Here is a 25,800-nt window from a genome sequence, read left to right as displayed (position 1 = left end):
AGCGACACGCTGGAGCTGCGATTCTAGATTCCCGCCTTCGCGGGAATGACGAGAAATTCCCACACCCCACCGTCATCCTCGCGCACGCGGGGATCCAGAGTCTCGAAGACGATGCCGCGATTCCTGCAAAGCACGGAATCAAAAGCATCGCGGCTAAAGCCGCTCCCACAGGACGGCGTGTGGGCTTGAGCGGCGCGCTGGACTCGCGATTCTGGATTCCCGCCTTCGCGGGAATGACGAGAAATACCCACACCCCACCGTCATCCTCGCGCACGCGGGGATCCAGAATCTCGAAGACGATGCGGGCTATAGGAGCGGCTTTAGCCGCGATCGGTCTCCCTCTGGGCTGCCGAGCCCGGTGCAGCAGCGAGCTCAGAGTCTGCGTTCGCCGAGCAGGAGTATTCAGCGCATTAAAATGCGCTAAATGTGCTGATCACTTCGATTTGGCGCATTTAAACGCACTGCCCTAAGCTGCTCGCTACCCCTTTTAATCCGGAGGCACCGATGTACACAGGCAGTTGCTTATGCGGCGGCATTCAGTTCAGCATCGACTCCGAACTGGAGCCTATTCAGGTATGCCATTGCTCCCAGTGCCGCAAAGCACAGGGCACACCATTCGCGACGAATACGCCGGTTAGCACAACCGCTTTTCATCTTCTGAGCGGTGCCGAGCTGATTACCGTTTTCGAGTCCTCGCCCGGCAAACAACGCGCTTTTTGTAGCCGCTGCGGTTCGCCGATTTACAGCAAAAGAGACAGTCTGCCCGGCGTGCTGCGCATTCGAGTCGGGCTGATCAATGAGCCGGTTTCGGTTAAGCCCGAGGCGCATTTTCATACTGGCTCGAAAGCCAACTGGTGGACGATTGAGGATGATTTGCCGCAGTTCGAATAGCGCTATGTCGCCGCCCGCCAAGCCGCCAGGAACACGAAGCGCCGCTGCTGCCGAAGTATTGGCGTAATCAGCCGGATCTGTATCTATTGCCCGCTTCGCCGCCTCGATAGCATTTCGACTTCCTCCCACAGGCGAAGCACCTATGCAACTCACCGACATCCCGTTCGGCACCACCGACTGGTCCCAACTCGAACCCAGCGTTCATCCCGGCGAAACCGGCACGGCCTACTGGCGCACCTGCCAGTTCGGTAGCGTTCGCGTTCGAATGGTTGAATACAGCGCCGGTTACCTGGCCGATCATTGGTGCCACAAGGGCCATATTTTGCTGTGCCTGGACGGGCAGCTTGAAACTGAACTGGAGGACGGCCGCACGTTTACGTTGAGTGCTGGAATGAGCTACCAGGTCGCTGACCACGCAGAGGCGCATCGGTCGTCGACCGCCTCGGGCGCCAGGTTGTTTATTGTCGATTGAGGCTTGAGCAGGAGCACGTGAATCAATGGCACTCAGTTGATAAACGACTTCCGCTTGGAGATGTTAAAAATCCCGTGCCACTATTTTCCGCGACTCAGGTACGCGCTGGGCCGTACTTTGCCGCGTCGAACGTACGATGGCCAGAATCCGCGGGTTGCCGACATTGAACATTCGAATAACGCCGCCCTGTGCATCTCGAAAGCCGGCCAGGCCTATCTGCCTACCCGCGGCAACACCTATGACCGTACCTGCGGAAGCGGCTATGGAAGGTGGAGCTGTCGGGTTCGCCGGGTTGATTACTTTTACCGAGGGATATGTTGCAACGGCCTGAGCGGGCTCCGAACCCGGAACGTGCGCGTTGATTTCAGACGCAGGCGGCACCGGTATTTTCGAGTCTGGGTCACCGGTAACGTGGCGATAATCGGCGTAGAAAAAATAAGAAGGCGGTTCATGTTCCAGGTCGTTAGGAATGTACACGCCGCCCTCGTCGCCGTAGAAAAGCTCAACATGTTGCGGGTTTTCCGTTGCGCTGGGCCGCTCACCCGTTTCGAGGAAGTGGAGGGCTTTGTCGTTGGGAAGCCAGATCAGGCATCGGTGCGGACCCCGGTAATAGACACCTGCCTCGTCATAACCCACAGCGATATATTCGCCTTTCGCAAGCCCCTCCAACCACGGATCGCCCCAACGCGGCTCGGTGAATGCGTAAATGTCTTCAGTGAGGACAAAACGCCCACCGTCACCACCGGGAATAATATGCTGGGTCGGGATGCACCCTGACAGCATTAAAAAGCAGGGTAAAAAGAGTGAACCGAACAGCAGCTTCCATCGCATGGCAGATCCTTCTGGGGTGATGAAAAGTTTGGTCGTCAAAACAGAAAATTCATGAGAAGTCGCTATCGGCAGCGGATGCGCAGACGACATCAAACGTACGACCGATGCGTTAGAACCCTGAGAGCGAGCCGTGGTTAATCCGGCAGAAACGTAACCTGCCCTAACCAGGCACCCACTACCACGGATGCCGCCTGTAGGCCAAAATACAACGTCATGCCTATGACGCGAATGCGGTAATAAATGACTTCGTTATGTACGCGGCGGTCCATATGGTCGAGCACGATTGACCCTGCTGCAATCGCGACCGAAAGCCATGACAGGGCCAGCAACAGCATGGGTGTAAAGCCCTGTACTTCCCAGTGCGTGCAGCGGCCTTTGCTGCAAATGCCGCCGACAACGTGGTCGCTGATCAACGTGTCTAACGTGAGGTAACTGCAGACAGGCACGGCCACCAAACAACCCAGCAGTAATTTCCAATTGACGATATTGGAGCCGTCTCTGCGCCGAGGATCCAGCGCCGCTTTCGCCCGCGCGTTTTCACGCTGGGCCCGGGCCTGAATTTTGGCTTCATACGCTTTGTCTGCTGCGCTCTGAGGGCCGTTCTTCGCTGGCGGTGTCGCGGGGCGCGAGGAGGAAAGCCGTCTTTGAACGTGCGCGTCGCCGTCCGACACCTCGTAACAGGACTTACCGCACGTAGAACATGTTTCAGCATTCAGGTTGTTTTGTGCCTCGCAGTAAAGGCACTGCCACCGTTCTTGTCGCATCGAGGTTGCCCGTCCGTCCCTGGTTCAATCGCGCCAGACTAAAGGGCGCAATACGCCCAAGGCAAGCCGCCACATGTCACCCGCTGGCATCGCGAATTTCACGAACTGCTTTGTGCTTGGTCACGATTGAGCTACAACAGAACCCTACTTGAAAAGGGTGGCTGGCCCTTTGCAGAACGAAGTGAATAGCGGCGCTAAGCAGGGAAAAACGCGAACACATTTTGCGTAGCTGAAAACAAACGCCCTCTCATTTCTTGCCCAAGACAACCGCGTTCAACGACAGGGATATCAGATGACCATTTCGCTCGCAGATCGCTACGCAGGAAGCCTGCTGGGCCTTGCTTGCGGTGACGCAATCGGCACAACGGTTGAATTCTGTCCACGCGGTACGTTCGAGCCGTTGAGAGACATGATCGGAGGCGGCCCGTTCAAGCTCAAACCAGGACAGTGGACTGACGACACCTCAATGGCTCTGTGCTTGGCGGAAAGCCTTCTGGCGAAAAGCGGTTTCGACGCAAACGATCAGATGGTCCGCTATCTCAACTGGTGGCAGTGGGGTTATCTGAGTTCGACGGGAACTTGCTTTGATATCGGCGGCACCGTCCGGGAAGCGCTGGAAAGCTTTCAGCGGGACGGCATCGGATTTTCCGGTTCGTCCCGCCCTGGCTCTGCCGGGAACGGTTCACTCATGCGGCTTGCTCCAGTGGTTCTGTTTTTCCACCCTAAAACTGCCGACGTCGCTCGCTATGCGGTCGACAGCTCCCGCACAACCCATGCCGCCCCGCAAGCTACCGAGTGTTGCCATCTTTTTGCAGAAATGATTGGCAAGGCACTTGCTGGCTGCGCCAAAGAACACATCCTGGCAGCCTCTTCTACTGTGTTTACCGAAGCTAAAGTCAACGCAATCGCCGCTGGCGAATACCTCAGCAAAACGCGGGATCAAATTCGGGGCACAGGATATTGCGTCGATTCGCTGGAAGCCGCTCTGTGGAGTTTCGCCACCACGTCCACTTTCGACACTGCAGTGCTTGCTGCGGCCAACCTCGGCGATGATGCCGATACAACCGCCGCCATTACGGGCCAGTTGGCAGGTGCGTTTTACGGCAAGTCCGGGATCGCGCAAAAGTGGTTAGCCAAGCTACACATGGGCGAGGACATTGAGCATATCGCCATGGATCTCTTTCGACACGCAAGCTCGCGGTAATGGTGTGAAGCACATGTGGCCTGCAGGCGCCGCCTTTTTGCCAGAACGGAACCTCAGCTATGGTCTGCTCCCTTTTTTTCGCGTCCTGCGCCGGTGAGACCCCGGCACATATCATCACAGCCCCAGGCAAATCGCCTATTGAAGGATCATCTGATCCCAGCTTTCGAGGCGGCCCCCGCCCCTCGGCTCGCATGCGGTGAATGCCGTTGGTGAGGACAAGGATATCCAGTTTGTCGACCGGGCGAAGTTCCCCTAAGCGCCGCTAAAGTCCCCTTCTGCCGCCCCCCTCAAATCGGAAAAATTATTCCCGTTCGCGACGCCGCATTGCGGATGTGTTCCTGCATGGCTTTGCGCGCGGGTTCGTTGGCGTGGCGGGCGAGTTGGCGGAGGATTTTGCGGTGTTCTTGCCAGGTTTCCATGGCGCGTTCAGGGCGAATAAACGGCAACTTTTGGCTTTCGAGGAACACGGTTTCGTTGGCGCTGATGATGTGCTCAATGGCTAGGTTGCCGCTGGCTTGGAGCAGGCGTCGGTGGAATTCGAAGTCCAACCGTGCGGCTGCTTCGAAGTTGGCGGCGCGCAGTTCCAGGCGCATCGCTTCGACGTTGTCGTGCAGCTCGTCGATGTCGAGCGCGGTCAGGGTGCTGGCGGCGCGGCCGGCGGCAAAGCCTTCGAGTACGTAGCGCAGTTGGAAGGTATCAGCGGCAGACACCTGCTCGGCATAGGGCCAGGAAAACGCTCGGGCGCTCGGGCTATTAGCGGCTCGGGTGGCCTGCACATACACGCCCTTCCCCGCTTGCACGCTGACCACGCCCAAGGCGCTCAATGACGACAACGCTTCCCGCAGCGATGCGCGACTAACGCCCAGCCGCTCGGCTAAATCGCGTTGCGAGGGCAAGGCATCTCCAGCTTGATAGCCGCCCTCGCGAATCAGTTTTTGAATGGCCTGAAGGGCCTGTTCGGGCACCGCGCCACGCACTGCTGTATCGGCCATCTGTTCAGACCAGTCAGAAGAAGTAGCTGCTTTTTACGCTGATTTTCATCGCTCAGGCAAGTCACGCACCAGCCTGGCACCCTGGCTGAAACCCGCGCCCTACATGGGTGCGATTAAAACTTGTCGACTCAATCAGGAAGCGCCAACTGTTCAGACCAGTAAGACCTTGATTCGCAACGAGCGAAGGCAATTTGCCCTTCGTTTCGGCAAAAGTGGCATGTCCCGTGCTATCGCCTTTGCACACTTTATTGCGACGCCACGAGGTTTTTCCCATGCGTACAGTTCGTCACTTGCTGCTCTCCGCCCTTCTCGCCAGCGGCGCGTTAATGCACTCGGCGGCGAATGCCGATGCGCTCGCCGATATCCAGGCCAGCGGCACATTGAAGGTGGCGGTGCCTCAAGACTTCCCGCCATTCGGTTCGGTGGGGCCAGACATGCAGCCGCGCGGGCTGGATATCGACACAGCTAAACTGATTGCCGACAAACTCGGGGTGAAGCTGGCCCTCACGCCGGTGAACAGCACCAACCGCATTCCTTTTCTCACCACCGGTAAAGTAGACCTGGTGATTTCCAGCCTGGGCAAAAATCCGGAGCGCGAAAAGGTCATCGACTTCTCCAAGGCTTATGCGCCCTTTTACCTCGCGGTGTTCGGCCCGGCTGAAGCCGACATCGCCAGCACCGACGCACTCAAAGGCAAAACCATCAGCGTGACTCGCGGTGCCATTGAAGACATGGAGCTGAGCGCCGTGGCGCCGGAAGGAACGACGATCAAACGCTTCGAAGACAACAACTCGACCATCGCCGCCTACCTGTCCGGCCAGGTCGATTTGATTGCCAGCGGCAGCGTGGTGATGAGTGCCATTGCCGAGAAGAATCCGAAGAAAGTACCGGTACTGAAACTGAAGTTGAAAGACTCGCCCGTGTACGTCGGCCTGGCCAAAGAGCAACCAGCACTGCTGGAAAAAGTGAACGGCATTCTGACCGCCGCCAAGGCCGACGGCAGCCTCAATGGCATTGCTAAAAAGTGGCTGAAACAACCGCTGCCTGCTGACCTCTGAGCGGCCGCAGCCGATGGCTTATTCATTTGATTTCGCGGCGGTGTTGGCCCATAGCGATCAGCTGCTCAAGGGCGCGTTGTTCACCCTGGAGCTGACGGCCATCGGCATGTTCGCCGGAGTGGGCATCGGCGTACTGGGCGCGGTAATGCGCGCCTGGCAGGTGCGCCCGTTCAATTGGTTGTTCAGCGCCTATGTGGAGCTGATCCGCAACACGCCGTTCATTGTTCAGCTGTTCTTTATCTTTTTCGGACTGCCCTCGCTCGGCGTGCGTATGACGGAGTGGCAAGCAGCGTCGCTGGCGATGGTGATCAACCTGGGCGCGTACTCCACGGAAATTATCCGTGCGGGTATCCAGGCTATTCCGGCCGGGCAGATCGAAGCGGCGTCGGCGTTGGCGATGACGCGCTATGAAATCTTTCGCCATGTGGTGTTGCGCCCGGCCTTGGCCAAGGTGTGGCCGGCGCTGTCGAGCCAAATCATTATCGTGATGCTCGGCTCGGCGGTGTGTTCACAAATTGCCACCGAGGAGTTGTCGTTCGCCGCCAACTTTATTCAGTCGCGCAACTTTCGTGCGTTCGAAACCTACCTACTGACCACCTTGCTCTACCTGTGCATGGCCATCGCCCTGCGCCAGTTGCTGAACCTGGTGGGCCGCCACGTGATAGTGGGGAGACGCTGATGGATTTCACCCTATGGGACATCATCCGCAACCTGCTAACCGGGCTGCAGTGGACGGTGCTGCTGTCGCTGGTGGCCTTTGTGTGTGGCGGCGTGGCGGGGCTGCTGGTGATGCTTGCGCGCATTTCGCAACTGACCGCGTTGCGTGTTTTGGCGCGCGGTTACATCGAGTTGTTCCAGGGTACGCCGTTGTTGATGCAACTGTTTCTGGTGTTCTTCGGCATCGCCTTGTTGGGCGTGGATGTGTCGGCCTGGCTGGCCGCTGCCGTGGCGCTGACGTTGTTCACGAGCGCGTACCTGGCCGAAATCTGGCGAGGCTGCGTCGAGTCGGTCACCAAGGGCCAATGGGAGGCATCCGCGAGCCTGGCGCTGAACCGGTTGGAGCAACTGCGCTATGTGATTTTGCCGCAAGCGCTGCGCATTGCCGTGGCGCCCACCGTGGGTTTCTCGGTGCAGGTGGTCAAGGGCACCGCAGTGACCTCGATCATCGGTTTTACCGAGCTGACCAAAACCGGCAGCATGATCGCCAATGCCACCTTCGAACCTTTCCTCGTTTATTCGCTGATTGCCCTCGGCTATTTCCTGCTGTGTTTCCCGCTCTCTATGGGCGCCCGCTACCTAGAAAGGAGGTTGCATGTCGCTGCTTAGTATTACGGGCCTGCACAAGTATTACGGTTCGAACCACGTGCTCAAGGGCGTCGACCTCAAGGTAGAGGAAGGTGAAGTGGTGGCCATTATCGGGCGCAGCGGCTCGGGCAAAAGCACGCTGCTGCGCACGCTCAATGGTTTGGAGTCGATCAACGATGGCGTGATTGAAGTGGACGGCCAATACCTCGACGCCCAGCGCTCAGACCTGCGCGCACTGCGGCAAAAAGTCGGCATGGTGTTTCAACAATTCAACCTGTTCCCGCACTTGAGCGTCGGCGAAAACGTGATGCTCGCACCGCAGGTGGTGAAGAAAACCGACCGCGCAGAATCGCGCCGGCTCGCGGAAAAAATGCTCGAGCGCGTGGGCCTGGCGGATAAATTCAATGCCTTTCCCGAGCAGTTGTCTGGCGGTCAGCAACAGCGCGTGGCCATTGCTCGCGCGTTGGCCATGTCGCCACGCGTGTTGCTGTGCGACGAGATCACCTCGGCGCTCGATCCGGAATTGGTCAACGAGGTGCTGAGCGTGGTGCGCGAGCTGGCCAAGGAAGGCATGACGCTGATTATGGTCACCCACGAAATGCGTTTCGCCCGCGAGGTCGGCGACAAGCTGGTGTTTATGCACCAAGGGCGCGTGCACGAAGTGGGCGCGCCCAAGGAGCTGTTCCAGGCACCAGGAACCCCGGAGTTGGCGAATTTTATTGGCAGTATCGGTTAGTCCTGCGCGAGCGGCGCACCCCGGCGGAAGAACAGGGTCACCTGGCCCAGCTCGACGCCGAGTTTGCTCATGCTGGAGCGGTTGATGAGGGTGTCCGGGTCCATGAGGTACATCCAGTCATCGAAGTCGACCACCCAGGTGGAGCCGTCCACGTCCAGGTTCAGCTTGTAGCGCCAGCGCAGGGCATTGCCGGCAATCTCGCCCTCGGCCTCGCCAACCACATCACCAGCGGTGCCGCGCCAGTGGCCGTCGCCGCTTGGCACCAGGGTCCAGACGCGTTGTTGACGAGTGCCGTCGCTGTAGAGGAAACGCTCGTCAAGAATCAGTTTTTCACCGTCGCGGCGGCTGCTGATATTCACGGTGAAGCGCTTCACCACCTCCCCCGAGCGATTCTGAAAAATGCCCCACGCCTGCACGGGCTGGGAGAAGTAACCGGGCAAGTCCAGCTGTGGGCGTTCTTGTGCGTAGTGCTCAACCCCCACGCCACCACAACCGCTGAATAACAGGCAGCACAGCATTACTAGTGCGACACGCATGGTCGATCTCCTTGACTCATTAGCTGGGGCAGCGAGGCTGCGGCGCAACGCAGATTGCTCCGCCGCTCGAAATACTTATACAAAAGCAAAACTTTGCATAGGTTTTTCTAAGCCACTCGATGCCGCGTGCTTACTGGGTACGAGGGGCTCGGCGTTTGGCTGGATGAGGCAACCCGCTGTGTTGCGTGGCTGGGAATACCCGTTCAGAAAGGAAATCGACAAACGCGCGCACCTTCGGTGAGGGGTGTTTGCTGGCCGGCCAGAGCACATGAAACACGCCGGTGCGTTCGGTGAAATCCGCCAACACGGTGCACAGCTGCCCATCGGCAAGCGCCTGCCTGGCGGAGAAATCCGGCACGTGGGCGATGCCCAGACCGCGCATGGCAAAACACAACCGGGCTTCGATGGTGTTGCAGATCATGGAGGTGGGCAGCGCCAGTTCCGGCTCCTCGGCCGCGCGGCGCAAGGGCCAGGTTTCCAGTTTGCCGCTGTGGGGATAGCGGTAATGCAGGCAGCTGTGGCCAAGCAAATCTGCCGGCACGCTGGGTGTGCCCCGCTCGGCCAAGTAGCCCGCAGAGGCAACCAGCACGGAGCGAAACGCGCCAAGTTTGCGCGCAGAAAGCCGCGAATCCGTCGGCGTGCCGGTGCGCACCACCGCGTCGAAACCCTCTTCGATGACATCCACCATCCGGTCGCTGAAATCCAGGTCCAGTTCGATGGCGGGGTACTCGCGCATAAAGTCGCCGAGCACCGGCAGCACCAGTGAACTGACCAGGGGCAAACTGACCCGCAGCCGCCCGCGCGGCGCCGCGCTGGCGTGGGACAACTCCAGCTGCGCCGCCTCAATTTCCGCCAGAATTCGCCGGCTGCGTTCCAGAAACAGCATGCCTTCGGCCGTTGGCGTCACGCTGCGTGTGCTGCGGTGAAACAAGCGCACGCCGAGCTTTTCTTCCAGCCGTGCCACGCTCTTGCCAACGGCGGAGGCCGACACGCCCAGCAGCCGGCCAGCGGCAACAAAACTGCGGGTTTCAGCGACCTGCACAAACACCACAAAGCCGTTCAGGCTGTCCATCTCACGCCTCCATTACGGACATTCAACTCCGCACAAACTGGAACTCTACCCCGGTTTTTCTTTAATGCGCGTCTTTCTATGGTGAACGCAGCTATTCACTCACCCAAGGAACAACCCATGACCTGCGCCCACGCAACGCCCGCAACGAACCTGTTTTTTATCCGCCTTGGAGGTGCGCAATGAGTTCGCCAACGCAGCAGCGCCTGCCTTACGCGCCGTTGCTGGCGTTGGCGATGGCGACGTTCATCACCATTCTTACCGAGGCGCTGCCAGCCGGGCTGCTGCCGCAAATGGCGCAGGGGCTGGCGGTATCCGAGGCCTGGGTTGGCCAGACGGTTACCGCCTATGCCATTGGCTCGCTACTGGCGGCCATGCCGTTGACGGCAGCCACTCAGGGCGCGCGTCGCCGTCGGTTGTTGTTGATCGCCATCGGCGGGTTCGCCGTCGCCAATACCATCACCACCGTCTCCACCAGCTTCGCCCTGACGCTCGCGGCGCGGTTTTTGGCGGGCGTGGCAGCGGGTTTGTTGTGGGCGCTGGTGGCCGGTTACGCCGCGCGCCTGGTGCCCGAGCAGCGTAGGGGCCGGGCCATTGCCATCGCCATGGTCGGCACACCGTTGGCGCTGGCGCTGGGCATTCCGGCTGGCACCTTGCTGGGCAACGTGGTGGGTTGGCGCTTGTGCTTTGGGGGCATGAGCGCGTTGGCGGTGGTGTTGATGGTGTGGGTGCGCTTCAACCTGCCGGACTTCGCCGGCCAGCCAGCCGGAAAACGCCTGACGCTGCGCCACGTTTTCGTGCTGCCGGGCATACGCGCGGTGCTGTTCGTGGTGCTGGCGTATGTGTTGGCGCACACCATTTTGTACACCTACATCGCCCCGTTTTTGCTGGCCGCCGGCATGCTTGAACGCACCGACGCCGTGCTGCTGATCTTCGGCGCAACCTCGTTGCTGGGCATTTGGCTGATTGGCGCACTGATCGACCGCCACTTGCGCGCGCTGACGCTGGCGAGCACCGCGTTGTTTGCCGTGGCGGCGCTGGTGTTGGGGCTCGCCGGCAACGCCCCCGTGGCCATCGTGATAGCGGTCGGCCTGTGGGGCCTGGCTTTTGGCGGCGCAGCAACGTTGTTTCAAACCGCGCTGGCCAATGCCGCCGGGCCGGCCGCTGATGTCGCGCAATCAATGCTGGTGACGGCATGGAATATGGCCATCGCCGGGGGCGGCATTGCGGGCGGTCTGCTGCTTGGCGGGTTTGGCGTCGGCGCGTTTGCACCGGTCGTGTTGGCGTTGCTGCTGGCCACGCTGCTGGTTGTTTGGTCGGCCAAACAGCATGGCTTTCCAGGCACCGAACCGGCGGCCAACGCCGCGTCCAACTGCGCTTCAAAAGCGTGATGCACTGAGCCGCGCTGCGGTTATGACGCTGGAAATTGCCCCGCCACTTCATGCATCGTGTGGCCCTTCGAATCGTGCATTTAAGGCCCCCCATGCGTACCGGCATTGCCCACTGCAACGACGTTGACCTGGCGTATGAAGACTGGGGCGACAGCGCCGCGCCGCCGCTGGTGTTAATCATGGGTTTGGGGGCGCAGTTGGTGTTGTGGCCGGATGGCTTTTGCCAACGCCTGGTGGACTGCGGCTTGCGGGTGATTCGCTTTGATAACCGTGATGTCGGCTTGTCGAGCCGCGTGAACAAGCCCTACACCACCGCGCAATGGAAACTGTTTGCCCGCGCGCAGTTGGGCCTAAAGTCGCCGACGCCCTATTCGCTCGAAGACATGGCTGACGACGTGGCGCAGCTGATGGCCGCATTGGAGGTACCCACCGCGCACATTGTCGGCGCTTCGATGGGCGGCATGATTGCGCAGATCTTCGCCGGCAAATATCCCGACAAAGTACGCGCGCTAACCATTCTGTTTTCCTCGACGAACCAACCGCTGCCGACGCCACCGGCGCCAAGCGTGTTTTTGAAACTGATGTCGACACCGCCTGTGGGCGCCAGCGAGGACGTAATTGTGCAGCGCCAGCGCGACCTGATTCGCACGATGGGTAGCGCGGCGTATCCCATGCCGGAGGCGGAGCTGGACGCGTTGATTCGCCTGCAAATTGCCCGCGGCGCTGACTTCAAAGCCACCGCCCGGCAATTCGCCGCCGTGCTGGGTAGCGGCGATTTGCGACCGTATTGCAAACGCGTGCAAGCGCCGACGCTGGTGATCCATGGCCTGGCCGACAAACTGGTACGTCCTGCCTGCGGCCGCGCGATTGCACGGGCGATTCCTGGGGCGCGGTTGCAGTTGATAGCCGATATGGCGCACGACCTGCCCGAGCCGCTGTGGCCGCAGATTATTCAGGGAATTTGTCGGGTGTAAGTCAGGGGGATTGATAGCGTTTGCGGGAATCGCGGCTAAAGCCGCTCCCACAGAAAGATGAAGTCGTAGTTGCTTTTGTGGGAGCGGCTTTAGCCGCGATTGGCCGGGCCTGAAAACGGCGATGGTGCTAATCGTTCCGGCGCTACGAAAACTGTTCCACATCCAGCAACGCCCATACCACCAGCCCTTGCCGTTTGATTTCTTGCTCGGCTTCAAGCTTGGCGATGTCGGTGCTGATGGAGCGCGATTTGTGTTGGTATTTAAAAGCCGGCCCGCCGCTGGCTTTTCGCACGCTGTAGGTGATCAGCGTGTGGGGAAGCTCCACTCTCTTCTTCTTCACGTCTTCCTTGACTGGAGTAACCACCGGCTCCAATCCAAGGGCGCGGCGCATTTCGTTTTCAGTCAGTTGCATGTGTTGCACTACTCCGGGCTGTCAAAGCCACCTTCATTTAAGCGAATCGTCTGGGTTCGCCTGGCCAGCGTGCGTATCTCATGGCATAGACAGGTCAAAGGTCAACAGTTCAGTAAAAACTTAAGCGCTATTACTCGACTATTTACGACGACTAACGCCGGCAAGAAGCCTCGGCATACACATAAACCCCGCGTCACGTGCGTGAGGCGGGGCTGCGAAAGCCGCGTTGCAGAGCGGCTAGCCTGCAAAAACCCCGCTTTCGCGGGGCGCGGCTGTTACTTCTTTTGCAGGAAGGCCAGCAAATCCTGGTTCAGACGGTCTTTGTGCGTGTCGGCCAGACCATGAGGGGCGCCAGGGTACACGATGAGTGTGGCGTTCTTGATCAGCTTGGCAGCGGCGTGGGCTGAAGCATCGATCGGTACGATCTGGTCGGCATCACCGTGAACGATCAGGGTCGGCACATCGAACTTGGCCAGGTCCGCCCGGAAGTCGGTGGCCGAGAACGCCGCGATGGAGTCGTAGGTGTTCTTGTGACCGGCTTGCATACCCTGCGCCCAGAACGAGTCGATCAACCCTTGCGAGGGTTTGGCGCCTTCGCGGTTGAAGCCAAAGAACGGGCCGCTGGCGATGTCGCGGTACAACTGCGAACGGTTTTCCAACGACGCTTTGCGCAGACCGTCGAACACCTCCATCGGCAAGCCGCCTGGGTTGTCTGCGGTTTTCAGCATCAGCGGTGGAACCGCGCTGATCAGGGCCGCTTTCTTCACCCGTTTGGTGCCGTGCCGACCGATGTAGCGCGCCACCTCGCCGCCACCGGTAGAGAAACCAACCAGGGTCACGTCCTTGAGATCGAGGGTTTCAATCACAGTGGCAAGGTCGTCGGCGTAGTGGTCCATGTCGTTGCCTTCCCACGGCTGGCTGGAGCGACCATGGCCGCGACGGTCGTGGGCAATCACGCGGTAGCCTTTGTCGGCCAGGAACAGCATTTGCGATTCCCAACTGTCCGAATTCAGCGGCCAGCCGTGGCTGAAGGTAACGACCTGGCCATCTTTCGGGCCCCAGTCTTTGTAGTACAGCTGCACGCCGTCTCGGGTGGTGATGTAGCTGTTGCCACGGGTTGACGCGGTGTCGGCCAGGGTGAAGTCGGCGGCCAAGGTGGCGAACGCTGCGCTAACGGCCAGAAGTGCGTGGGTGATTTTGCTCATTACAGTTTCCTCAGGGTTGATGATCGAAAAGATCGGTTCAAGCGATTAAGTAGGGGTGCGAATAACGGGCTCGTCAGGAGGCGACAGCGGCGCGGCGAATGGCGGTTTGGCGGCGGCTGTTGGCTTGGGCCAGCTTGCCGACCAGGCGAATGGCAATGGCGGCGCAAGCGATGCCGAACGGCAGCACGTACCAGTCGCTCATGGGGATGCGTTTGAAGTTGGAGTAGGTGAACACCGCGACGATGAACCACATGCCGGTGACATGCAGCGCCTTCCAGGCCTTGGGCCCGATCAGCCGCGCCGGGCCTTTGAACGAGGTCACGGCCATCAGCAGAATGAACACGTACGCGGTGCTGCCCGGAATGTTGTTGGCCACGGTGCGGCCGGGCCAGAACTCGGTGTTCACTTGTCCATAGAAGTAAATGAGCACCGCATGGACAAGATGGGAAAAGGCAAACGCCAGGCCGATAAAGCGGCGCTCACGCACCAGCGATTTGGTCAGTGGCGAGGGCACCAGCACGGCGAAGGCCGAGGCAGTGAAGGCAACAACGAACAGCACGAACGAGGAACGGGCGGTGGCGCGAATGGCGCTGCGCAGGCCTTCAACCAGTTCAGGTTGGGCGGCTACGGCCAGGGCGCTCATCACCACAACCAAGGCGGCGATAAAACCGAAAAGCGTCCAGCCTCGAAGGCTGTGGGGTGGGTTGTTCATAGCAAGTTCTCCTTGTTTTGGCTCGCTGTTCGAGTAGCGAGTCGACGGGGAGAATTCTTGCTGGCGCGTGTATACCGGCTATGTCGGCAAGGCGCCGTTATGCAAGCGCATGCGTATGAACAGGGGTTGGATACAGTGGCTTACAAAACCCCACCCGCGCGCGCCCTGTTGTGAGCGGCACAGGCAGGAAACGCTTACGCCGTTGCGGCCAGCGTGAGGGTGACGCACAAGCCGCCGCCGTCGCGGTTGTTGACGCGCAGCGAGCCGCCAATGGCGACCGCCAGTTGCTGAGCAATGGCCAAGCCCAGGCCGGTGCCGCCGGTGCTGCGGTTGCGCGAGCTTTCGACGCGGTAGAACGGTTTGGTGACATCGGCCAACACCTCGTCAGGAATGCCGGGGCCGCGGTCGAGCACGCTGATAGATAGGCCGGTCTGCTCGGTGCCAGCAATTTCCAGCTCAGCCGTGCCGGCGTACTTGAGGGCGTTGTCCACCAGGTTCACCAAAATGCGTCGCAAGGCATGGGGCCGCGTGTCGACGACCGCGCCGTTCTTGCCGCTCAGGCTGACGTCGTGGCCGGTGTCTTGGTAGTCGAACACCAGGCTGTCGAGGAACGAATCGAGGTTGATGCGGCAGCTGCTTTCCGAGGCGCCATGCACGCTGCGCGCATAGGCGACGCCCTCGCGCACCAGGTGCTCGATTTCGTTGAGGTCGCTGTCGAGTTTGTCTTTCTCCGCCGAGTCGGCCATGAACTCGGCGCGCAATTTCATGCGCGTGATGGGCGTTTGCAGGTCGTGGGAAATCGCCGCCAGCAGTTGCATGCGTTCCTTTAAGTAGTCAGCGATGCGCGCCTGCATGGTATTGAAAGCCCGGGCAGCGTAGGCCACTTCCCGAGGGCCGTTTTCATCCAGCGGCACGGGGTGGGCGTTGGGGTCGAGGTTCTCCACCGCCTCGGCCAGACGACTGAGCGGGCGCGTGGCAATGCCCACCGCCAACCCCGTGCAGATGATCATCAGCACCAACTGGCCGAACAACACCACCGGCAGCCACGGCGCCAGTGGCCGAACGGTAGGCCGCACGTCGATGGTGACCGGGCTGCCATCGGCCAGGCGCAGTTGGGCCTGGAAGTGCTCGCGCGGGCCAGGAATCTGTACCACGGTCAGGTCATAGTCGCGCCCCAGCGAGGCTTCGAGTGATTGCGCGACGGTGGCCGCCAGGTCGTCTGAGGTCAGCGGTATGCCGGCGTCGTGCTCGCGCAGCAGGTAGTCGTAGTTGCGCCGCTGCAGGCGTTTGGTCCAGGCCGGACGCTCGGCGGCGGGCACGCGGTTGAGAATGGCGATGGAGGTGGCGGTGTCGTGCTCAAAGTTGCCGAGCATGGCGTCTTTGGTGCTTTGGTAGCGCTCGTAATATTGCGCGCCGAACGTCAGCGCCTGGGCCAATACCAAGCCGACCAGAAAAATCAGCCACAAGCGCGAGGCCAGTGTGTGCGGCCAGTGCAGCACTCGCCTCATACCTGTTCCTCAAGCAGCTCCACGGGGAAGGTGAACACATAGCCTTCGCTGCGCACGGTCTTTATATAAGCCGGCTCGCGGGCGTCATCCAGCAGGCGTTGGCGCAGGCGGCTGACCAGCAGGTCGATGGAGCGGTCGAACAGATCGGCTTCGCGGCCCTGGGTCAGGTTGAGCAGTTGGTCGCGGCTAAGCACGCGCTGCGGGTGATCGAGGAACACGCGCAACAGGCGATATTCAGCGCCGCTGAGGGCGACCAAGGTGTCGTTGTCGTCGAGCAGATGACGGGCCGTGGTGTCCAGGCGCCAACGACCGAAGCGCAGCAGCCGACCGCTTTCGGTCACCACCAGATTAGGCGGCAACATGCGCGTGCGCCGCAGCACGGCGTTGATGCGCGCCAGCAACTCACGGGCAGCGAAGGGTTTGGTCAGGTAGTCATCGGCGCCCATCTCCAGGCCGATGATGCGGTCGGTTTCATCGGTGCGCGCGGTGAGCATCAGCACCGGCGTGGCCTTGTGTTTGCCCACCCGCAATTCGCGGCACAGCTGCAAGCCGTCATCGCCCGGCAGCATGATGTCGAGCACGATCAGGTCGACTTGGTTGGCATCCAGAAACGCGCGCATCTGGCGGCCGTCGGCCACCACGGTGGTGCGCAACCCGTTCTTTTGCAGGTAGTTGCCGACCAGCTCCCTGATTTCACGATCATCATCAACGATCAATACGTGATCGGTGTGTCCCATTCCTTGTTCTCCGAAGTGTGCGCATGGGGTGAAGTGCCGGCTGCTGCGGGCGTGCTCAGTCTATCTACCGAACCGCGCACCTGCGCGCCAGCAAAAACGGTTGCGATTGTATCGCTGTGTATCTCAGCCGACCGCAGACACGTAACGAATTTAACGGGCGGGTTTCTCGACACAGGCGAGATACCTCAGCGGCATTCAATGAGCCCCATCGAGCGCAGACAACCGGCCTCGACAAACCACATCGAACTCATTGACTTAAAAGGACACCACCATGAACTTCAAAGCCCTCTGCGCCGCCTGCCTGCTGACCGTTCTGAGCGCCGGCGCCCTCCCCGCCTTGGCCCAGGGCGTAAGTGCCGCCAGCCATGTTGCCAGCGAAACCTACACCTACGGCACCCAGCTGGACATCGACCGCGTGTTGTCCGTTAGCGAAGACAGCAGCCACTCCTGCGGCGTGGTCAGCGCGCAAATGGTTTACCTCGATTCCATGGGCGACAAGCGTGCGCTGACCTACAGCAAGCTCGCCGACGCTTGCAACAACGGCAACTAGTCGCCGCTCGCGGCCTTGCGACTTGGTCTTTTAATTCAGAGGTAGCGCCATGCTGCTTATCGCATTCCTGGGCGGGATGCTCACCGTCTTCAGCCCGTGCATTCTTCCGGTTGTGCCGCTGCTGTTTGCCGGCATTAGCCATTCACGCCGCTCCATCGCGTTGGTGTTAAGCGGCATGGCATTGACCTTTGCTCTGGTCTCAAGCCTGGCCGTGGTCAGCAGTGAATGGGTGGCGCAAGCCAACGTCGCCGGGCGCCAGGTGGCGCTGGTGATTCTCGGTGTATTCGCCCTGTCGCTGATTTCTGCCCGGCTAGGCACCTGGCTGGCCACGCCTTTTGTGGCGGTGGCCAACCGGCTCGGTTCCGGCGGCAATGGCGGACCGTTTGCAGCGCTGACGGTCGGCGTTACCACCGGCCTGCTGTGGGCACCCTGCGCGGGGCCGATTCTGGGGGCGATTCTGTCCAGCGCCATGCTGCAAGGCGCCAATACGCACACCAGTTTGCTGCTGTTGGCCTACGGCGCCGGCAGTGCCTGTTCGCTCGGTGTGCTGCTGGTGGCCGGACGCGGCTTGGTGACGCGGCTAAAACCGCTGCTGCCGATTACTTCGTGGCTGCGACGCGCCACCGGTGTGGCGGCGTTGCTGGCCACCGTGGCGATTGCCACCGGCGCCGACCGTTACCTCTACCAACAGGTGTCGTCGCAAGGCAGCGCGGCCATCGAACAGAGCGTGCTGGAGAACGCACCGAAACTCATCGACTACGTCATCAGCAAAGCCAATGCCGTCTCGCTGATGCCCGCTGACGCCAGCCAGCCGATGCCGTCGCTAAACGGCGCCGTGCAGTGGCTGAACTCCGAGCCGCTGACCAGCGAGTCGCTGCGCGGCAAGGTGGTGCTGGTCGACTTCTGGACCTTCGACTGCATCAACTGTAAACGCAGCCTGCCCTACGTGAACCAGTGGGCGAAGAAATACAAAGACCAGGGCTTGGTGGTCATCGGCGTGCACACACCGGAATACGCCTTTGAAAAAATCATCAGTAATGTGCAGCGCGAAGTGCAACAGCGCGACATCGCCTACCCGGTGGCGATCGACAACAACTATGCGATCTGGCGCGCGTTCGATAACCAGTACTGGCCCGCTCATTACTTCATCGACGCCAAAGGCCAGGTGCGCTTCAGCCACTTCGGCGAAGGCCGCTACGAGCAGCAGGAACAGGTGATTCAGCAACTGTTGGAGGAGGCCCGTACAGCCAATACGCCGTGAACGGACGCCGTTTTGATGTCGGCCGCAATCAAAACCATTGACAGCTTAGATTACGCCCAACATCATTAGCCGCATGCGCCGCTGACCGTCAGGTTCAGCGGCTTTTCCTCATCACAACGGGAACGGTGAAATGAGTCAGCCAACGATGCTGCACAACGAGCACAAATCGGCCTGGACGCAAGCGCTCAATCTCAAAGAAACCTGGTAACGCCTCCCCGCGTGCCGACCCGCATTCCACTTACCCGTCCAGAGAGCAGTAGCCACCATGAAGGCGTTCACCATTGATCGTTACGGCAAGAAAGAGCGCGGCCGCCTCGCCGACATGCCCGAGCCTGAAGTACGCGACGATGACGTACTGATTGAAGTGCACGCCGCCGGCGTCAACCCGCTGGACGGCAAGATCAAAAGTGGCGAATTCAAGCTGATTCTCCCCTACCGTCTGCCGCTGATTCTAGGCAATGACGTGGCCGGCAAGGTGCTGCGCGTCGGCGCCAAGGTGAAGGATTTCAAGCCGGGCGACGAGGTGTACGCACGCCCCGACGATGACCGCATCGGCACCTTCGCCGAGCGCATTGCCGTGAAGGCTTCGTCTGTGGCGCACAAGCCTAAAAGCCTGAGCATGATCGAAGCCGCTGCCATGCCGCTAGTGGGCCTAACAGCCTGGCAAGTGCTGGTCGAAACCGCAAAGCTGAAGAAGGGCCAGAAGGTATTTATTCAAGCCGGCTCCGGCGGCGTGGGCTCGGTCGCCATACAGCTCGCCAAACACCTGGGCGCGTTTGTGGCTACCAGCACCAGCACGGCCAATGTCGCCTGGGCAAAAGCCCTGGGCGCGGATCTAGTGATTGACTACAAAACCCATGACTTCGCCACCGTGCTGCACGACTACGACGTAGTGCTCAACAGCCTCGGCAACGACGAGCTGAATAAGTCGCTGAAGATACTCAAACCCGGCGGTCACCTGATCTCCATCTCCGGCCCTCCCACGCCCGCCTTCGCCACTGCGCGCGGGTTGGCCTGGCCGCTCAAGCAGGTGCTGCGGTTGATCAGTTCCGGCATCCGGCGCAAGGCGAAAAAGCGCGGCGTTTCCTACAGCTTCGTGTTTATGCGGGCCGATGGGGGGCAGTTGCGTGAGCTGGCGGCGCTGATCGATGGCGGCGCTATTCGGCCAATCATCGACACCGTTTTTGCCTTTGCCGACACGCAAAAAGCCCTCGCTTATTCAGAGAGCGGGCGCGTGAAAGGCAAGGTTGTGGTGCAGGTTATTTAGCGGCGCAGCCCTTACTACTGGAGAAGCACATGACCACCACACCTATCCTCGGCACGCGCGCACTGGTCACTGGCGCGTCCAGCGGCATTGGCGCGGCCATCGCGCAAGCGCTCGCTAAACGTGGCATCAACCTGGTACTCACGGCCCGACGCCGCGACGCACTGGAGGCAGTTGCCGCCACCTGCACCGGCGTCAACGTCGAGATCATTACCGCCGACCTCGGCCAGCCCGATGCGGCTCACGCATTGTGGCGCGCCGCCACGGTGAACGGCCCGGTAGACATCCTGATCAACAACGCCGGGTTTGGTTATTTCCGCCGTTTCGACCAGGTGGACTGGGCGCGCGATGCGGAGCTGATGCAACTGAACATGACCTCGCTGGTGGCATTGGCGCGCTGCTTCGTTGATGCCCACAGCGGCAACAAGGCGCCGGCGCACATGGTCGATATCGCCTCCACGGGCGCCTATCAATCGGTGCCGAATATGGCGCTCTACGCCGCGTCCAAAGCGTTTGTGCGCAACTTCAGCGAAGCCCTGCATGACGAGCACCGAGGCACACCGCTGTCGGTGACGTGCATTTGCCCCGGCGGCACCGAAACCGCGTTTCATGCCGCGTCGGGCGGTGGCGATTATTCCTGGATTGCCAACGCTTCCACGAAAAGCGCTGACTTCGTGGCGCACGCCGCCATCGAGGCGATGCTCGACGGTAAGCGCACCGTGGTGCCGGGCGTGTTCAATAAGTTGACGTGCTTTGGCGTGCGCTTGTTGTCCCGCCCGGCAGCCTCGTGGGTGGCCACGCGGGTGCTGGGCAAGCCACGTTTGGCATTGCCAGCGCGCGCATAAAAAAGGACGGATTTAGTCCACGGCGCTAGACGCAGCGCCGCTGAATAAATCCGTCCCTGTGGTTATCTCCTCAGGAGCGAATGCCCAGCCCGGCGGACAGGTCCGTACCCGCCTCGTCCTTTCTTGGCGCAGTGCCGCTGGCGTCGTCAGCCTTGCCCTTCAACGCCTGGGCGACCGGCTTGGCCTGCTCTTTTGCCGCCTCGTACACCTGCTCACCCTTGGCCTTCACCGAGGCCAGGGTTTTGTCGCTGGCTTTGCCGAACAACTGGTCTTCGCGCTTGCTGGTGGGCAGCGCGGCGCCAATGGCAGCGCCCAGGGCGATGCCGATGGCGGCGAGCACCAAGGGCTGATCTTTCATCATGTGATTAAGCTGGCCCTTGAGCTGACTGGCTTGCGCGTTGAGCTGGTCACCCATGTGGTGGACGTTGTCGTTGAGGGCAGTGGAAGACTCGTTCAACGAGTCGCCGGTACGGTGCAGCGAGTCGCTGGCGCGGTCACGCAGGTGCTGCCCTTTGGCCTTGGCGGAATCTGCGGCGCTGCGCAGGCCATCGCTGGCAGACGACAACGCACCGGTCACGCTGTGAAAGGCGTCGCCAACTTTCTCGCCCAAACCGGGACCGGAATGCGCCGGGCCGGGGTTGAACGGCTTGTTTTGATTCATGGCCAGCCAAGCCAAGCCGAGGCCGGTCAAGGTAGTGGGCACGGGGTTGTTTTTAAGCGTAGTGCCCAGGTTCTGGAAGAACTCGCCGCCATTGCCTTTGGTGTACGCCAGCGCCTGATCAATCAGTTGACCGGGCGTAAAGCGACTCTCCAGTGAATCGACAATGTTATTGATGCTGCGGCGTTTAGCGTCGATTTCCTGTTCCAGAACTTCCGGGCTTTTATGGGATTCGTTTTGGAATGAAGTGCTCATGGGACTTTCCTCTTCAAAGCGTCCTTGTCTTGCTGCACGGCATGCAGCGTTCGCTCAGGCGTGAAGTGCGACGGCTCGAATTGTTTTTTGCCGGACTGCACCATGACAAAACCGATCACCAACGTGACCACTCCGACAATCAGTGCGGCGAGCCACAACTGCATCATGGTGCCCAGACCGTATACCGCCGCCATCAGCAGGATGATCAAGCCGGCAAGCAGCACCATGGCGCCACCTGCAACTGCCGCGACGCCGGCTTTGAGCGTGGTCAGGCTGTGCTGCAACTCCGCTTTGGCCAGGGCAATTTCCTTGGTGAACAGCTCCGGCACTTCGCGGCTGAGTTGGCGCAACAAGGCGCCGATGGAGGCGTTGTCGTTGGCGGCAGGTCGCGCGTTCGATGGCGCGGTATCAAACGGATCAGTGTTCATTTCAAATACCTCGCACATCGCTATCGAACAGTGGATCAGACCCCGTGCCAGCGGCCAGCCCCGCCTCACCGTTGGTAAACGCGGACGCCGACGTCGTCGTACCGCTAGGCGTAGAGGTCGGCGAGCGGCTTAACGAACTAGCCGACGCCGATGCCGAATCGTCTGTCTGCGCTTGGCTGCCATGTTCGGCACTGGCGCGCAGGAAACGTGACAGGCCAAAGCCGATGGCCACGCTGCCGGCGACAAACAGCGCCGGGTTATCGCGAGCCAAGCGCGCGCCTTCGTGAAGCAGGTCTTCGGCGCTCTTGTCGCGCACACGGTCGGCGAATGCGCCCAAGCCGTCAGCGAGTTGCCCGAGGTAGCTGGAAATACCTAGCGCGTCTTTGCCCTCAAGGGCGGAAGCTGCTGAATGCGCGCCCTCGGCCAGCGAGTCGATCTGCTCGGTCGCGCGCTCACGCAGCTGCTCGAACTGCGCCTCACCTTGGCCGGCTGCGTCGTTGAGCGTCGCGCCTGCTGCATCAGCAAGACCCTTAATGTGATGTTGCGTCGAGTCGTTCGGTGCACCTGCACCCGACCCCTGCTGTGGTTGTCCCGATATGCTCATTTTTCGTTCCCCATCGTTTGAAACGCTGGGCAGACTGCACGGCTTGCCGAGCGCATTGGTTTCACTACAGGCATAGGGAAGGACGTGGTTTTTTTGCCGGAAGTTCAGAACATTTGATAGGCGAAGAAGTGCGAAATAGAGCGGCCCGCTTCGCTTAAGCGAAGCGGGAAAGCGGGAAAAAAGGCCGGAAAAACCTAGGCATATTCAAAGGTTCTTTAAGGCTCACCGGTTAATCCTTATAGTCGCCTTCCAGCAGGGGGAGCGACTTGGCGAAGCCATGAACTCAACCTCCATTCCATTCGGAGACGCCATCGTGAAAGTGCTGTTTATGTGTACGGCCAATAGCTGCCGAAGCATTCTGTCCGAAGCCATGTTTAACCACCTGGCGCCGGCCAATTTCGAAGCCGTCAGCGCGGGGAGTTTCCCCAAAGGCCAAGTATTGCCGCGCACGTTGCAAACACTTGAGGAAGCGGGATTATCCACCGTCGGGCTTTCGAGCAAAGGTAACGACGCCTTCGAAACCAGCGTGCCCGACGTGGTGATCACCGTGTGTGACAAAGCCGCCGGCGAAGCCTGCCCGGTGTACTTCGGTCCCGCACTGAAAGCGCATTGGGGGCTGGACGATCCGAGCGATGTGAAAGGCGACGAGGCCGCAATTTCCGCCGCCTTCCACGCCACCCTGGCGACCATCGAAAAGCGCTGCCGAGCATTTCAAGCGTTGCCGTTTGAGCGCTTGAGTCGGGAAGAATTGCAGCGCGAGCTTGAGCGCATCGGCACTCTGTAACCAGGAAACGGCCCGCTGTTGTCGCCAACGACGGACCTGAGCTGCACCCTTCGTTACTTCAAGCGCTCCAGCAAAGCCGTGCCAACATCCACCGCCGAGGCCGGGTTCTGCCCGGTGATCAACTCGCGGTCGGTGACCACATGCGCCGTCCAGTTGCTGGTGTTGCTGCTGTACGAGCCGCCGGCTTTTTCCAGCGCAGTTTGCGGGTAGAACTTCATTTCGCCGCCGTTGAGCAGCGCCTTGGCGGCTTGCTCTTCGTTGTTGCTGATGACGGTCATTTTGTAGCCCGCGTAAATCCAGTCGGCGCTGGCGCTCGCCGGTTTCGCCGTCTGCAATTGCGCGGTAAAGCGCTCGGCGTCCGGCAGTGTCGACAGCAACGCAATCGGGCCATGGCACACCAGCGCCGTGGTTTTTTGGCGGGTATGGAAGTCGGTTAGCAAGCGACCCAGGGCACGGTTATGCAGCAGGTCTTGCATGGGCGCATGGCCGCCCGGAATGTAAACGGCGTCGAACTGCTGGTAGCCGATCCGTTCGACCCGCGCGAGGCTGATGACCGGCGATTGCTCAGGGTCTGTCAGTTGCAATTGCTCAAGCAGGCCTTGGTAGGTTTCAAGCGTGGCCGCGTCGTTGTTGAAATACATTTTATCGACGGAGCTTTTGTCTACGGTCGGCGCCTTGCCGTTCGGGGTGGCGAAGGTGACGTGGTGGCCGGCGTCGAGCAGCATCTTCACCGGCTGCAAGGCCTCGTTCAGGTAGAAGCCGGTGGCGAATACCTTGCCGTCTTTCAGGTCCAGGCTGGCGGAGTCGGAGAGCACCACAAGGACGTTCGCGGCATTGGCGGTCAGGCTGCTGCCGACCAGGGCGGTGGCCAGGGCGATGCGGGTCAGTCGTTTCATGTCGAGTCCAGAAATACGCAGGTGATCGAGCGTCACCTCTTGGCTAGACACTGTATTGATGCGTTAAATGGCGATAAACGCCCTTAGGCGCAAATCATTTGGCCCCAGGAAGCAATAATGCCGCGTCAATTCGATCACTTGGGTGATGTGGAAGCCTTTATCCGCGTGGTGGAGCAAGGCACCGTCAGCGCCGCCGCCGTTGCCTTGGGCACTACGCCCTCGGTGCTCAGCCGGGCCTTGGCCAGGCTTGAAGCGCGCCTGGGTGTGCAGTTGCTGCGACGCACCACCCGCCGGCTAAGCCTGACCGACGCCGGCAGCCTGTACCTGGAACAAACGCGCCAAGCGTTCAGCCAGATCGAGCAGGTGGAGCACGCCATTCGTGGCCAGGACGGCGAGTTGAGCGGCCGCGTGCGCATGAGCGTGCCGACCACCTACGGGCACTACCGCCTGCCGCCGCTGCTCAGCGCGTTTGCCCGCCACTACCCTGCCGTGCAGGTGGAACTGAGCATCACCAATCGCAACGTCGACCTCGTGGCCGAGGGCTACGACCTGGCCATTCGCCTGGGCCAGCTGCCCGACAGCGGCCTGGTGGGTCGCACCCTGGAAGCGGCGCGCTTGGCGCTGGTCGCCTCGCCCGACTACCTGGCGCGAGCGGGCCAGCCTGCGACGCTGGAGGCGCTGAGCGAGCACGTGTGTTTGCCCTTCATCATGCCCAGCAGCGGCAAGGTCGCGCCCTGGCTGTTTCGGGTTGAGGGTCAGGACGTGGACTGGATACCGCACGCCAACGTGGTGGTATCGGACGATGTACTCGGCGTGGTTTCCCTGGCGCAAAGCGGTATGGGCATTTGCCAAACGTACGACTTCATCAGCCGCGAGCGTGCGCAGCGCGGCGAACTGGTGGAAATTCTGCTACCGCTGAGCGGGCGCAGCCGGCCCTTCTCCATCATCTATGCGCCGCACCGCCAGCTGTCATCGGCGGCTCGGGCGTTGATTGATTTCCTTGCCGGCAATCCCCGTGTAGCGAGCGGTGACTAACGTTCGCGCACGGGGCAGCAGCGTTTATTCGCGATGTGGCAATTGACCTTCAACCGATGGCAGCGACCAGCATGATCTCCACGTCGATGCCCGGCCGAGCCAAGGTGGCTTGTACGGTGGCTCTTGCGGGTGCGCTGCCTTCGGGTAGCCAGGCCTGCCACACCTGGTTCATGCCGGCAAAGTGGCGGCTGATATCGCTGACCCAAATCTGCGCGCTCAGCAGACGGCGGGTGTCGCTGCCCGCTGCGGCCAGCAGGGCGTCAATTTTGTTCAGCACTTCCTGAGTCTGTTGTTCGATGGGTGCGCCCAGGCTGTCCGGTACCTGACCGGAGAGGTAAACCAAGCCGCCATGAACCACGGCGCCGGAAAGCCGTTCGGTGGTGGAAAAACGTTGAATATCGGGCATAAAAAAGTCCTTCAAAA

General features: G+C 60.7%; 30 protein-coding genes. 15 read left to right on the top strand and 15 right to left on the bottom strand.

Annotated features, from left to right (window positions below; all coding sequences use genetic code 11):
* Positions 1–504 precede the first annotated feature (504 nt).
* Positions 505–891 (top strand): GFA family protein, encoded by a 387-nt coding sequence (locus AC0IW7_RS12110; RefSeq protein ID WP_471818208.1) that lies wholly within the window; start codon positions 505–507, stop codon positions 889–891.
* A gap of 142 nt (positions 892–1,033) precedes the next feature.
* Positions 1,034–1,363: a DHCW motif cupin fold protein gene (locus tag AC0IW7_RS12105; protein ID WP_471818206.1), complete on the top strand. Its 330-nt coding sequence runs from the start codon at positions 1,034–1,036 to the stop codon at positions 1,361–1,363.
* Positions 1,364–1,426: 63 nt separating this feature from the next.
* On the opposite strand, the gene AC0IW7_RS12100 is transcribed toward AC0IW7_RS12105, so the two are convergent.
* Together AC0IW7_RS12100 and AC0IW7_RS12095 are read right to left on the bottom strand one after the other, a co-directional pair.
* Positions 1,427–2,194 carry a hypothetical protein gene (locus AC0IW7_RS12100; RefSeq protein WP_471818205.1) on the bottom strand — a complete coding sequence of 256 codons (768 nt, stop codon included), beginning with the start codon at positions 2,192–2,194 and terminating at the stop codon, positions 1,427–1,429.
* Positions 2,195–2,328: 134 nt separating this feature from the next.
* Positions 2,329–2,865, bottom strand: coding sequence for a hypothetical protein (locus AC0IW7_RS12095; protein WP_471818203.1), 537 nt, complete (start codon positions 2,863–2,865; stop codon positions 2,329–2,331).
* 385 nt (positions 2,866–3,250) lie between these two features.
* Here AC0IW7_RS12095 and AC0IW7_RS12090 point away from each other — a divergent pair, with 385 nt between their 5' ends.
* A complete protein-coding gene (locus tag AC0IW7_RS12090) occupies positions 3,251–4,162 on the top strand; it encodes an ADP-ribosylglycohydrolase family protein (protein ID WP_463383245.1) in 912 nt (303 codons plus the stop codon).
* A 287-nt stretch (positions 4,163–4,449) separates the two neighbouring features.
* On the opposite strand, the gene AC0IW7_RS12085 is transcribed toward AC0IW7_RS12090, so the two are convergent.
* The gene (locus tag AC0IW7_RS12085) at positions 4,450–5,154 is read right to left on the bottom strand and encodes a FadR/GntR family transcriptional regulator (RefSeq protein ID WP_471818201.1); all 705 of its coding nucleotides are present in this window, start codon (positions 5,152–5,154) and stop codon (positions 4,450–4,452) included.
* Positions 5,155–5,426: 272 nt separating this feature from the next.
* Here AC0IW7_RS12085 and AC0IW7_RS12080 point away from each other — a divergent pair, with 272 nt between their 5' ends.
* Genes AC0IW7_RS12080 through AC0IW7_RS12065 form a run of 4 tightly spaced genes read left to right on the top strand, consistent with a single transcriptional unit; the run spans position 5,427 to position 8,253 of the window.
* Positions 5,427–6,212: a transporter substrate-binding domain-containing protein gene (locus AC0IW7_RS12080; protein ID WP_471818199.1), complete on the top strand. Its 786-nt coding sequence runs from the start codon at positions 5,427–5,429 to the stop codon at positions 6,210–6,212.
* 13 nt (positions 6,213–6,225) lie between these two features.
* Positions 6,226–6,891, top strand: coding sequence for an amino acid ABC transporter permease (locus AC0IW7_RS12075; protein WP_463383248.1), 666 nt, complete (start codon positions 6,226–6,228; stop codon positions 6,889–6,891).
* On the top strand, positions 6,888–7,538 hold the full coding sequence (locus AC0IW7_RS12070) for an amino acid ABC transporter permease (protein ID WP_206000607.1): 651 nt from the start codon (positions 6,888–6,890) through the stop codon (positions 7,536–7,538). The genes AC0IW7_RS12075 and AC0IW7_RS12070 overlap by 4 nt, the downstream gene beginning before the upstream one ends.
* The gene (locus AC0IW7_RS12065; protein WP_122493593.1) at positions 7,525–8,253 is read left to right on the top strand and encodes an amino acid ABC transporter ATP-binding protein; all 729 of its coding nucleotides are present in this window, start codon (positions 7,525–7,527) and stop codon (positions 8,251–8,253) included. The genes AC0IW7_RS12070 and AC0IW7_RS12065 overlap by 14 nt, the downstream gene beginning before the upstream one ends.
* Here AC0IW7_RS12065 and AC0IW7_RS12060 read toward each other — a convergent pair.
* Together AC0IW7_RS12060 and AC0IW7_RS12055 are read right to left on the bottom strand one after the other, a co-directional pair.
* Positions 8,250–8,789, bottom strand: coding sequence for a DUF3833 domain-containing protein (locus tag AC0IW7_RS12060; RefSeq protein WP_471818197.1), 540 nt, complete (start codon positions 8,787–8,789; stop codon positions 8,250–8,252). The genes AC0IW7_RS12065 and AC0IW7_RS12060 overlap by 4 nt on opposite strands.
* A gap of 130 nt (positions 8,790–8,919) precedes the next feature.
* Positions 8,920–9,861 carry a LysR family transcriptional regulator gene (locus AC0IW7_RS12055; protein ID WP_471818195.1) on the bottom strand — a complete coding sequence of 314 codons (942 nt, stop codon included), beginning with the start codon at positions 9,859–9,861 and terminating at the stop codon, positions 8,920–8,922.
* Between the two features lie 179 nt (positions 9,862–10,040).
* Between AC0IW7_RS12055 and AC0IW7_RS12050 the strand changes: the two genes are divergently transcribed.
* A complete protein-coding gene (locus AC0IW7_RS12050) occupies positions 10,041–11,249 on the top strand; it encodes an MFS transporter (RefSeq protein ID WP_471818193.1) in 1,209 nt (402 codons plus the stop codon).
* A 92-nt stretch (positions 11,250–11,341) separates the two neighbouring features.
* Positions 11,342–12,223: an alpha/beta fold hydrolase gene (locus AC0IW7_RS12045; protein ID WP_471818191.1), complete on the top strand. Its 882-nt coding sequence runs from the start codon at positions 11,342–11,344 to the stop codon at positions 12,221–12,223.
* 142 nt (positions 12,224–12,365) lie between these two features.
* On the opposite strand, the gene AC0IW7_RS12040 is transcribed toward AC0IW7_RS12045, so the two are convergent.
* The 5 genes from AC0IW7_RS12040 to AC0IW7_RS12020 form a co-directional block, all read right to left on the bottom strand.
* Positions 12,366–12,635 (bottom strand): hypothetical protein, encoded by a 270-nt coding sequence (locus AC0IW7_RS12040; protein ID WP_206000595.1) that lies wholly within the window; start codon positions 12,633–12,635, stop codon positions 12,366–12,368.
* A 275-nt stretch (positions 12,636–12,910) separates the two neighbouring features.
* Entirely contained in the window at positions 12,911–13,840 is a 930-nt protein-coding gene (locus tag AC0IW7_RS12035) for an alpha/beta fold hydrolase (RefSeq protein ID WP_471818189.1), read from the bottom strand.
* Positions 13,841–13,913: 73 nt separating this feature from the next.
* Positions 13,914–14,552 carry a ferric reductase-like transmembrane domain-containing protein gene (locus AC0IW7_RS12030; protein WP_471818187.1) on the bottom strand — a complete coding sequence of 213 codons (639 nt, stop codon included), beginning with the start codon at positions 14,550–14,552 and terminating at the stop codon, positions 13,914–13,916.
* A gap of 194 nt (positions 14,553–14,746) precedes the next feature.
* A complete protein-coding gene (locus AC0IW7_RS12025; protein ID WP_471818185.1) occupies positions 14,747–16,060 on the bottom strand; it encodes a sensor histidine kinase in 1,314 nt (437 codons plus the stop codon).
* Entirely contained in the window at positions 16,057–16,797 is a 741-nt protein-coding gene (locus AC0IW7_RS12020; RefSeq protein ID WP_471818183.1) for a response regulator, read from the bottom strand. Before AC0IW7_RS12020 ends, AC0IW7_RS12025 begins: the two co-directional genes overlap by 4 nt.
* 271 nt (positions 16,798–17,068) lie before the next feature.
* On the opposite strand from AC0IW7_RS12020, the gene AC0IW7_RS12015 reads away from it, so the two are divergent.
* From AC0IW7_RS12015 to AC0IW7_RS12000, 4 genes are all read left to right on the top strand, one after another.
* The gene (locus tag AC0IW7_RS12015) at positions 17,069–17,347 is read left to right on the top strand and encodes a DUF2790 domain-containing protein (protein ID WP_471818181.1); all 279 of its coding nucleotides are present in this window, start codon (positions 17,069–17,071) and stop codon (positions 17,345–17,347) included.
* 49 nt (positions 17,348–17,396) lie between these two features.
* Positions 17,397–18,608 carry a cytochrome c biogenesis protein DipZ gene (locus AC0IW7_RS12010; RefSeq protein ID WP_471818179.1) on the top strand — a complete coding sequence of 404 codons (1,212 nt, stop codon included), beginning with the start codon at positions 17,397–17,399 and terminating at the stop codon, positions 18,606–18,608.
* Between the two features lie 265 nt (positions 18,609–18,873).
* Positions 18,874–19,875 (top strand): NADP-dependent oxidoreductase, encoded by a 1,002-nt coding sequence (locus AC0IW7_RS12005; protein WP_471818177.1) that lies wholly within the window; start codon positions 18,874–18,876, stop codon positions 19,873–19,875.
* A 29-nt stretch (positions 19,876–19,904) separates the two neighbouring features.
* Positions 19,905–20,717: an SDR family NAD(P)-dependent oxidoreductase gene (locus AC0IW7_RS12000; RefSeq protein ID WP_471818175.1), complete on the top strand. Its 813-nt coding sequence runs from the start codon at positions 19,905–19,907 to the stop codon at positions 20,715–20,717.
* A gap of 70 nt (positions 20,718–20,787) precedes the next feature.
* On the opposite strand, the gene AC0IW7_RS11995 is transcribed toward AC0IW7_RS12000, so the two are convergent.
* The 3 genes from AC0IW7_RS11995 to AC0IW7_RS11985 are packed head-to-tail and all read right to left on the bottom strand — an operon-like array spanning position 20,788 to position 22,662.
* Positions 20,788–21,630: a DUF3618 domain-containing protein gene (locus AC0IW7_RS11995; RefSeq protein ID WP_471818173.1), complete on the bottom strand. Its 843-nt coding sequence runs from the start codon at positions 21,628–21,630 to the stop codon at positions 20,788–20,790.
* Entirely contained in the window at positions 21,627–22,058 is a 432-nt protein-coding gene (locus tag AC0IW7_RS11990; RefSeq protein ID WP_471818171.1) for a phage holin family protein, read from the bottom strand. The genes AC0IW7_RS11995 and AC0IW7_RS11990 overlap by 4 nt, the downstream gene beginning before the upstream one ends.
* A gap of 1 nt (position 22,059) precedes the next feature.
* Positions 22,060–22,662, bottom strand: coding sequence for a hypothetical protein (locus AC0IW7_RS11985; RefSeq protein ID WP_471818169.1), 603 nt, complete (start codon positions 22,660–22,662; stop codon positions 22,060–22,062).
* Between the two features lie 313 nt (positions 22,663–22,975).
* On the opposite strand from AC0IW7_RS11985, the gene AC0IW7_RS11980 reads away from it, so the two are divergent.
* Positions 22,976–23,446 (top strand): arsenate reductase ArsC, encoded by a 471-nt coding sequence (locus AC0IW7_RS11980; RefSeq protein ID WP_471818350.1) that lies wholly within the window; start codon positions 22,976–22,978, stop codon positions 23,444–23,446.
* Positions 23,447–23,499: 53 nt separating this feature from the next.
* On the opposite strand, the gene AC0IW7_RS11975 is transcribed toward AC0IW7_RS11980, so the two are convergent.
* Positions 23,500–24,342, bottom strand: a complete 843-nt coding sequence (locus tag AC0IW7_RS11975) for a type 1 glutamine amidotransferase domain-containing protein (RefSeq protein ID WP_471818167.1) — start codon at positions 24,340–24,342, stop codon at positions 23,500–23,502.
* 117 nt (positions 24,343–24,459) lie between these two features.
* Between AC0IW7_RS11975 and AC0IW7_RS11970 the strand changes: the two genes are divergently transcribed.
* Positions 24,460–25,377, top strand: a complete 918-nt coding sequence (locus AC0IW7_RS11970; protein WP_471818165.1) for a LysR family transcriptional regulator — start codon at positions 24,460–24,462, stop codon at positions 25,375–25,377.
* Positions 25,378–25,426: 49 nt separating this feature from the next.
* Here the strand turns inward: AC0IW7_RS11970 and AC0IW7_RS11965 are convergent, their stop codons facing one another.
* Positions 25,427–25,783, bottom strand: coding sequence for a RidA family protein (locus AC0IW7_RS11965; RefSeq protein ID WP_463539470.1), 357 nt, complete (start codon positions 25,781–25,783; stop codon positions 25,427–25,429).
* Between the last annotated feature and the right edge of the window lie 17 nt (positions 25,784–25,800).

It is taken from the genome of Pseudomonas sp. AC229 (genome assembly GCF_979254655.1).
Note: the sequence above shows the minus strand (reverse complement) of the source record. Positions and strands in the feature narration are given on the sequence as shown.

Excerpts from the sequence above, each read along its gene's own strand:
- AC0IW7_RS12110 (WP_471818208.1), top strand. The coding sequence starts at position 505 with ATGTACACAGGCAGTTGCTTATGCGGCGGCATTCAGTTCAGCATCGAC.
- AC0IW7_RS12105 (WP_471818206.1), top strand. The coding sequence starts at position 1,034 with ATGCAACTCACCGACATCCCGTTCGGCACCACCGACTGGTCCCAACTC.
- AC0IW7_RS12100 (WP_471818205.1), bottom strand. The coding sequence starts at position 2,194 with ATGCGATGGAAGCTGCTGTTCGGTTCACTCTTTTTACCCTGCTTTTTA.
- AC0IW7_RS12090 (WP_463383245.1), top strand. The coding sequence starts at position 3,251 with ATGACCATTTCGCTCGCAGATCGCTACGCAGGAAGCCTGCTGGGCCTT.
- AC0IW7_RS12085 (WP_471818201.1), bottom strand. The coding sequence starts at position 5,154 with ATGGCCGATACAGCAGTGCGTGGCGCGGTGCCCGAACAGGCCCTTCAG.
- AC0IW7_RS12080 (WP_471818199.1), top strand. The coding sequence starts at position 5,427 with ATGCGTACAGTTCGTCACTTGCTGCTCTCCGCCCTTCTCGCCAGCGGC.
- AC0IW7_RS12075 (WP_463383248.1), top strand. The coding sequence starts at position 6,226 with ATGGCTTATTCATTTGATTTCGCGGCGGTGTTGGCCCATAGCGATCAG.
- AC0IW7_RS12065 (WP_122493593.1), top strand. The coding sequence starts at position 7,525 with ATGTCGCTGCTTAGTATTACGGGCCTGCACAAGTATTACGGTTCGAAC.
- AC0IW7_RS12060 (WP_471818197.1), bottom strand. The coding sequence starts at position 8,789 with ATGCGTGTCGCACTAGTAATGCTGTGCTGCCTGTTATTCAGCGGTTGT.
- AC0IW7_RS12055 (WP_471818195.1), bottom strand. The coding sequence starts at position 9,861 with ATGGACAGCCTGAACGGCTTTGTGGTGTTTGTGCAGGTCGCTGAAACC.
- AC0IW7_RS12050 (WP_471818193.1), top strand. The coding sequence starts at position 10,041 with ATGAGTTCGCCAACGCAGCAGCGCCTGCCTTACGCGCCGTTGCTGGCG.
- AC0IW7_RS12045 (WP_471818191.1), top strand. The coding sequence starts at position 11,342 with ATGCGTACCGGCATTGCCCACTGCAACGACGTTGACCTGGCGTATGAA.
- AC0IW7_RS12040 (WP_206000595.1), bottom strand. The coding sequence starts at position 12,635 with ATGCAACTGACTGAAAACGAAATGCGCCGCGCCCTTGGATTGGAGCCG.
- AC0IW7_RS12035 (WP_471818189.1), bottom strand. The coding sequence starts at position 13,840 with ATGAGCAAAATCACCCACGCACTTCTGGCCGTTAGCGCAGCGTTCGCC.
- AC0IW7_RS12030 (WP_471818187.1), bottom strand. The coding sequence starts at position 14,552 with ATGAACAACCCACCCCACAGCCTTCGAGGCTGGACGCTTTTCGGTTTT.
- AC0IW7_RS12025 (WP_471818185.1), bottom strand. The coding sequence starts at position 16,060 with ATGAGGCGAGTGCTGCACTGGCCGCACACACTGGCCTCGCGCTTGTGG.
- AC0IW7_RS12020 (WP_471818183.1), bottom strand. The coding sequence starts at position 16,797 with ATGGGACACACCGATCACGTATTGATCGTTGATGATGATCGTGAAATC.
- AC0IW7_RS12015 (WP_471818181.1), top strand. The coding sequence starts at position 17,069 with ATGAACTTCAAAGCCCTCTGCGCCGCCTGCCTGCTGACCGTTCTGAGC.
- AC0IW7_RS12010 (WP_471818179.1), top strand. The coding sequence starts at position 17,397 with ATGCTGCTTATCGCATTCCTGGGCGGGATGCTCACCGTCTTCAGCCCG.
- AC0IW7_RS12005 (WP_471818177.1), top strand. The coding sequence starts at position 18,874 with ATGAAGGCGTTCACCATTGATCGTTACGGCAAGAAAGAGCGCGGCCGC.
- AC0IW7_RS12000 (WP_471818175.1), top strand. The coding sequence starts at position 19,905 with ATGACCACCACACCTATCCTCGGCACGCGCGCACTGGTCACTGGCGCG.
- AC0IW7_RS11995 (WP_471818173.1), bottom strand. The coding sequence starts at position 21,630 with ATGAGCACTTCATTCCAAAACGAATCCCATAAAAGCCCGGAAGTTCTG.
- AC0IW7_RS11990 (WP_471818171.1), bottom strand. The coding sequence starts at position 22,058 with ATGAACACTGATCCGTTTGATACCGCGCCATCGAACGCGCGACCTGCC.
- AC0IW7_RS11985 (WP_471818169.1), bottom strand. The coding sequence starts at position 22,662 with ATGAGCATATCGGGACAACCACAGCAGGGGTCGGGTGCAGGTGCACCG.
- AC0IW7_RS11975 (WP_471818167.1), bottom strand. The coding sequence starts at position 24,342 with ATGAAACGACTGACCCGCATCGCCCTGGCCACCGCCCTGGTCGGCAGC.
- AC0IW7_RS11970 (WP_471818165.1), top strand. The coding sequence starts at position 24,460 with ATGCCGCGTCAATTCGATCACTTGGGTGATGTGGAAGCCTTTATCCGC.
- AC0IW7_RS11965 (WP_463539470.1), bottom strand. The coding sequence starts at position 25,783 with ATGCCCGATATTCAACGTTTTTCCACCACCGAACGGCTTTCCGGCGCC.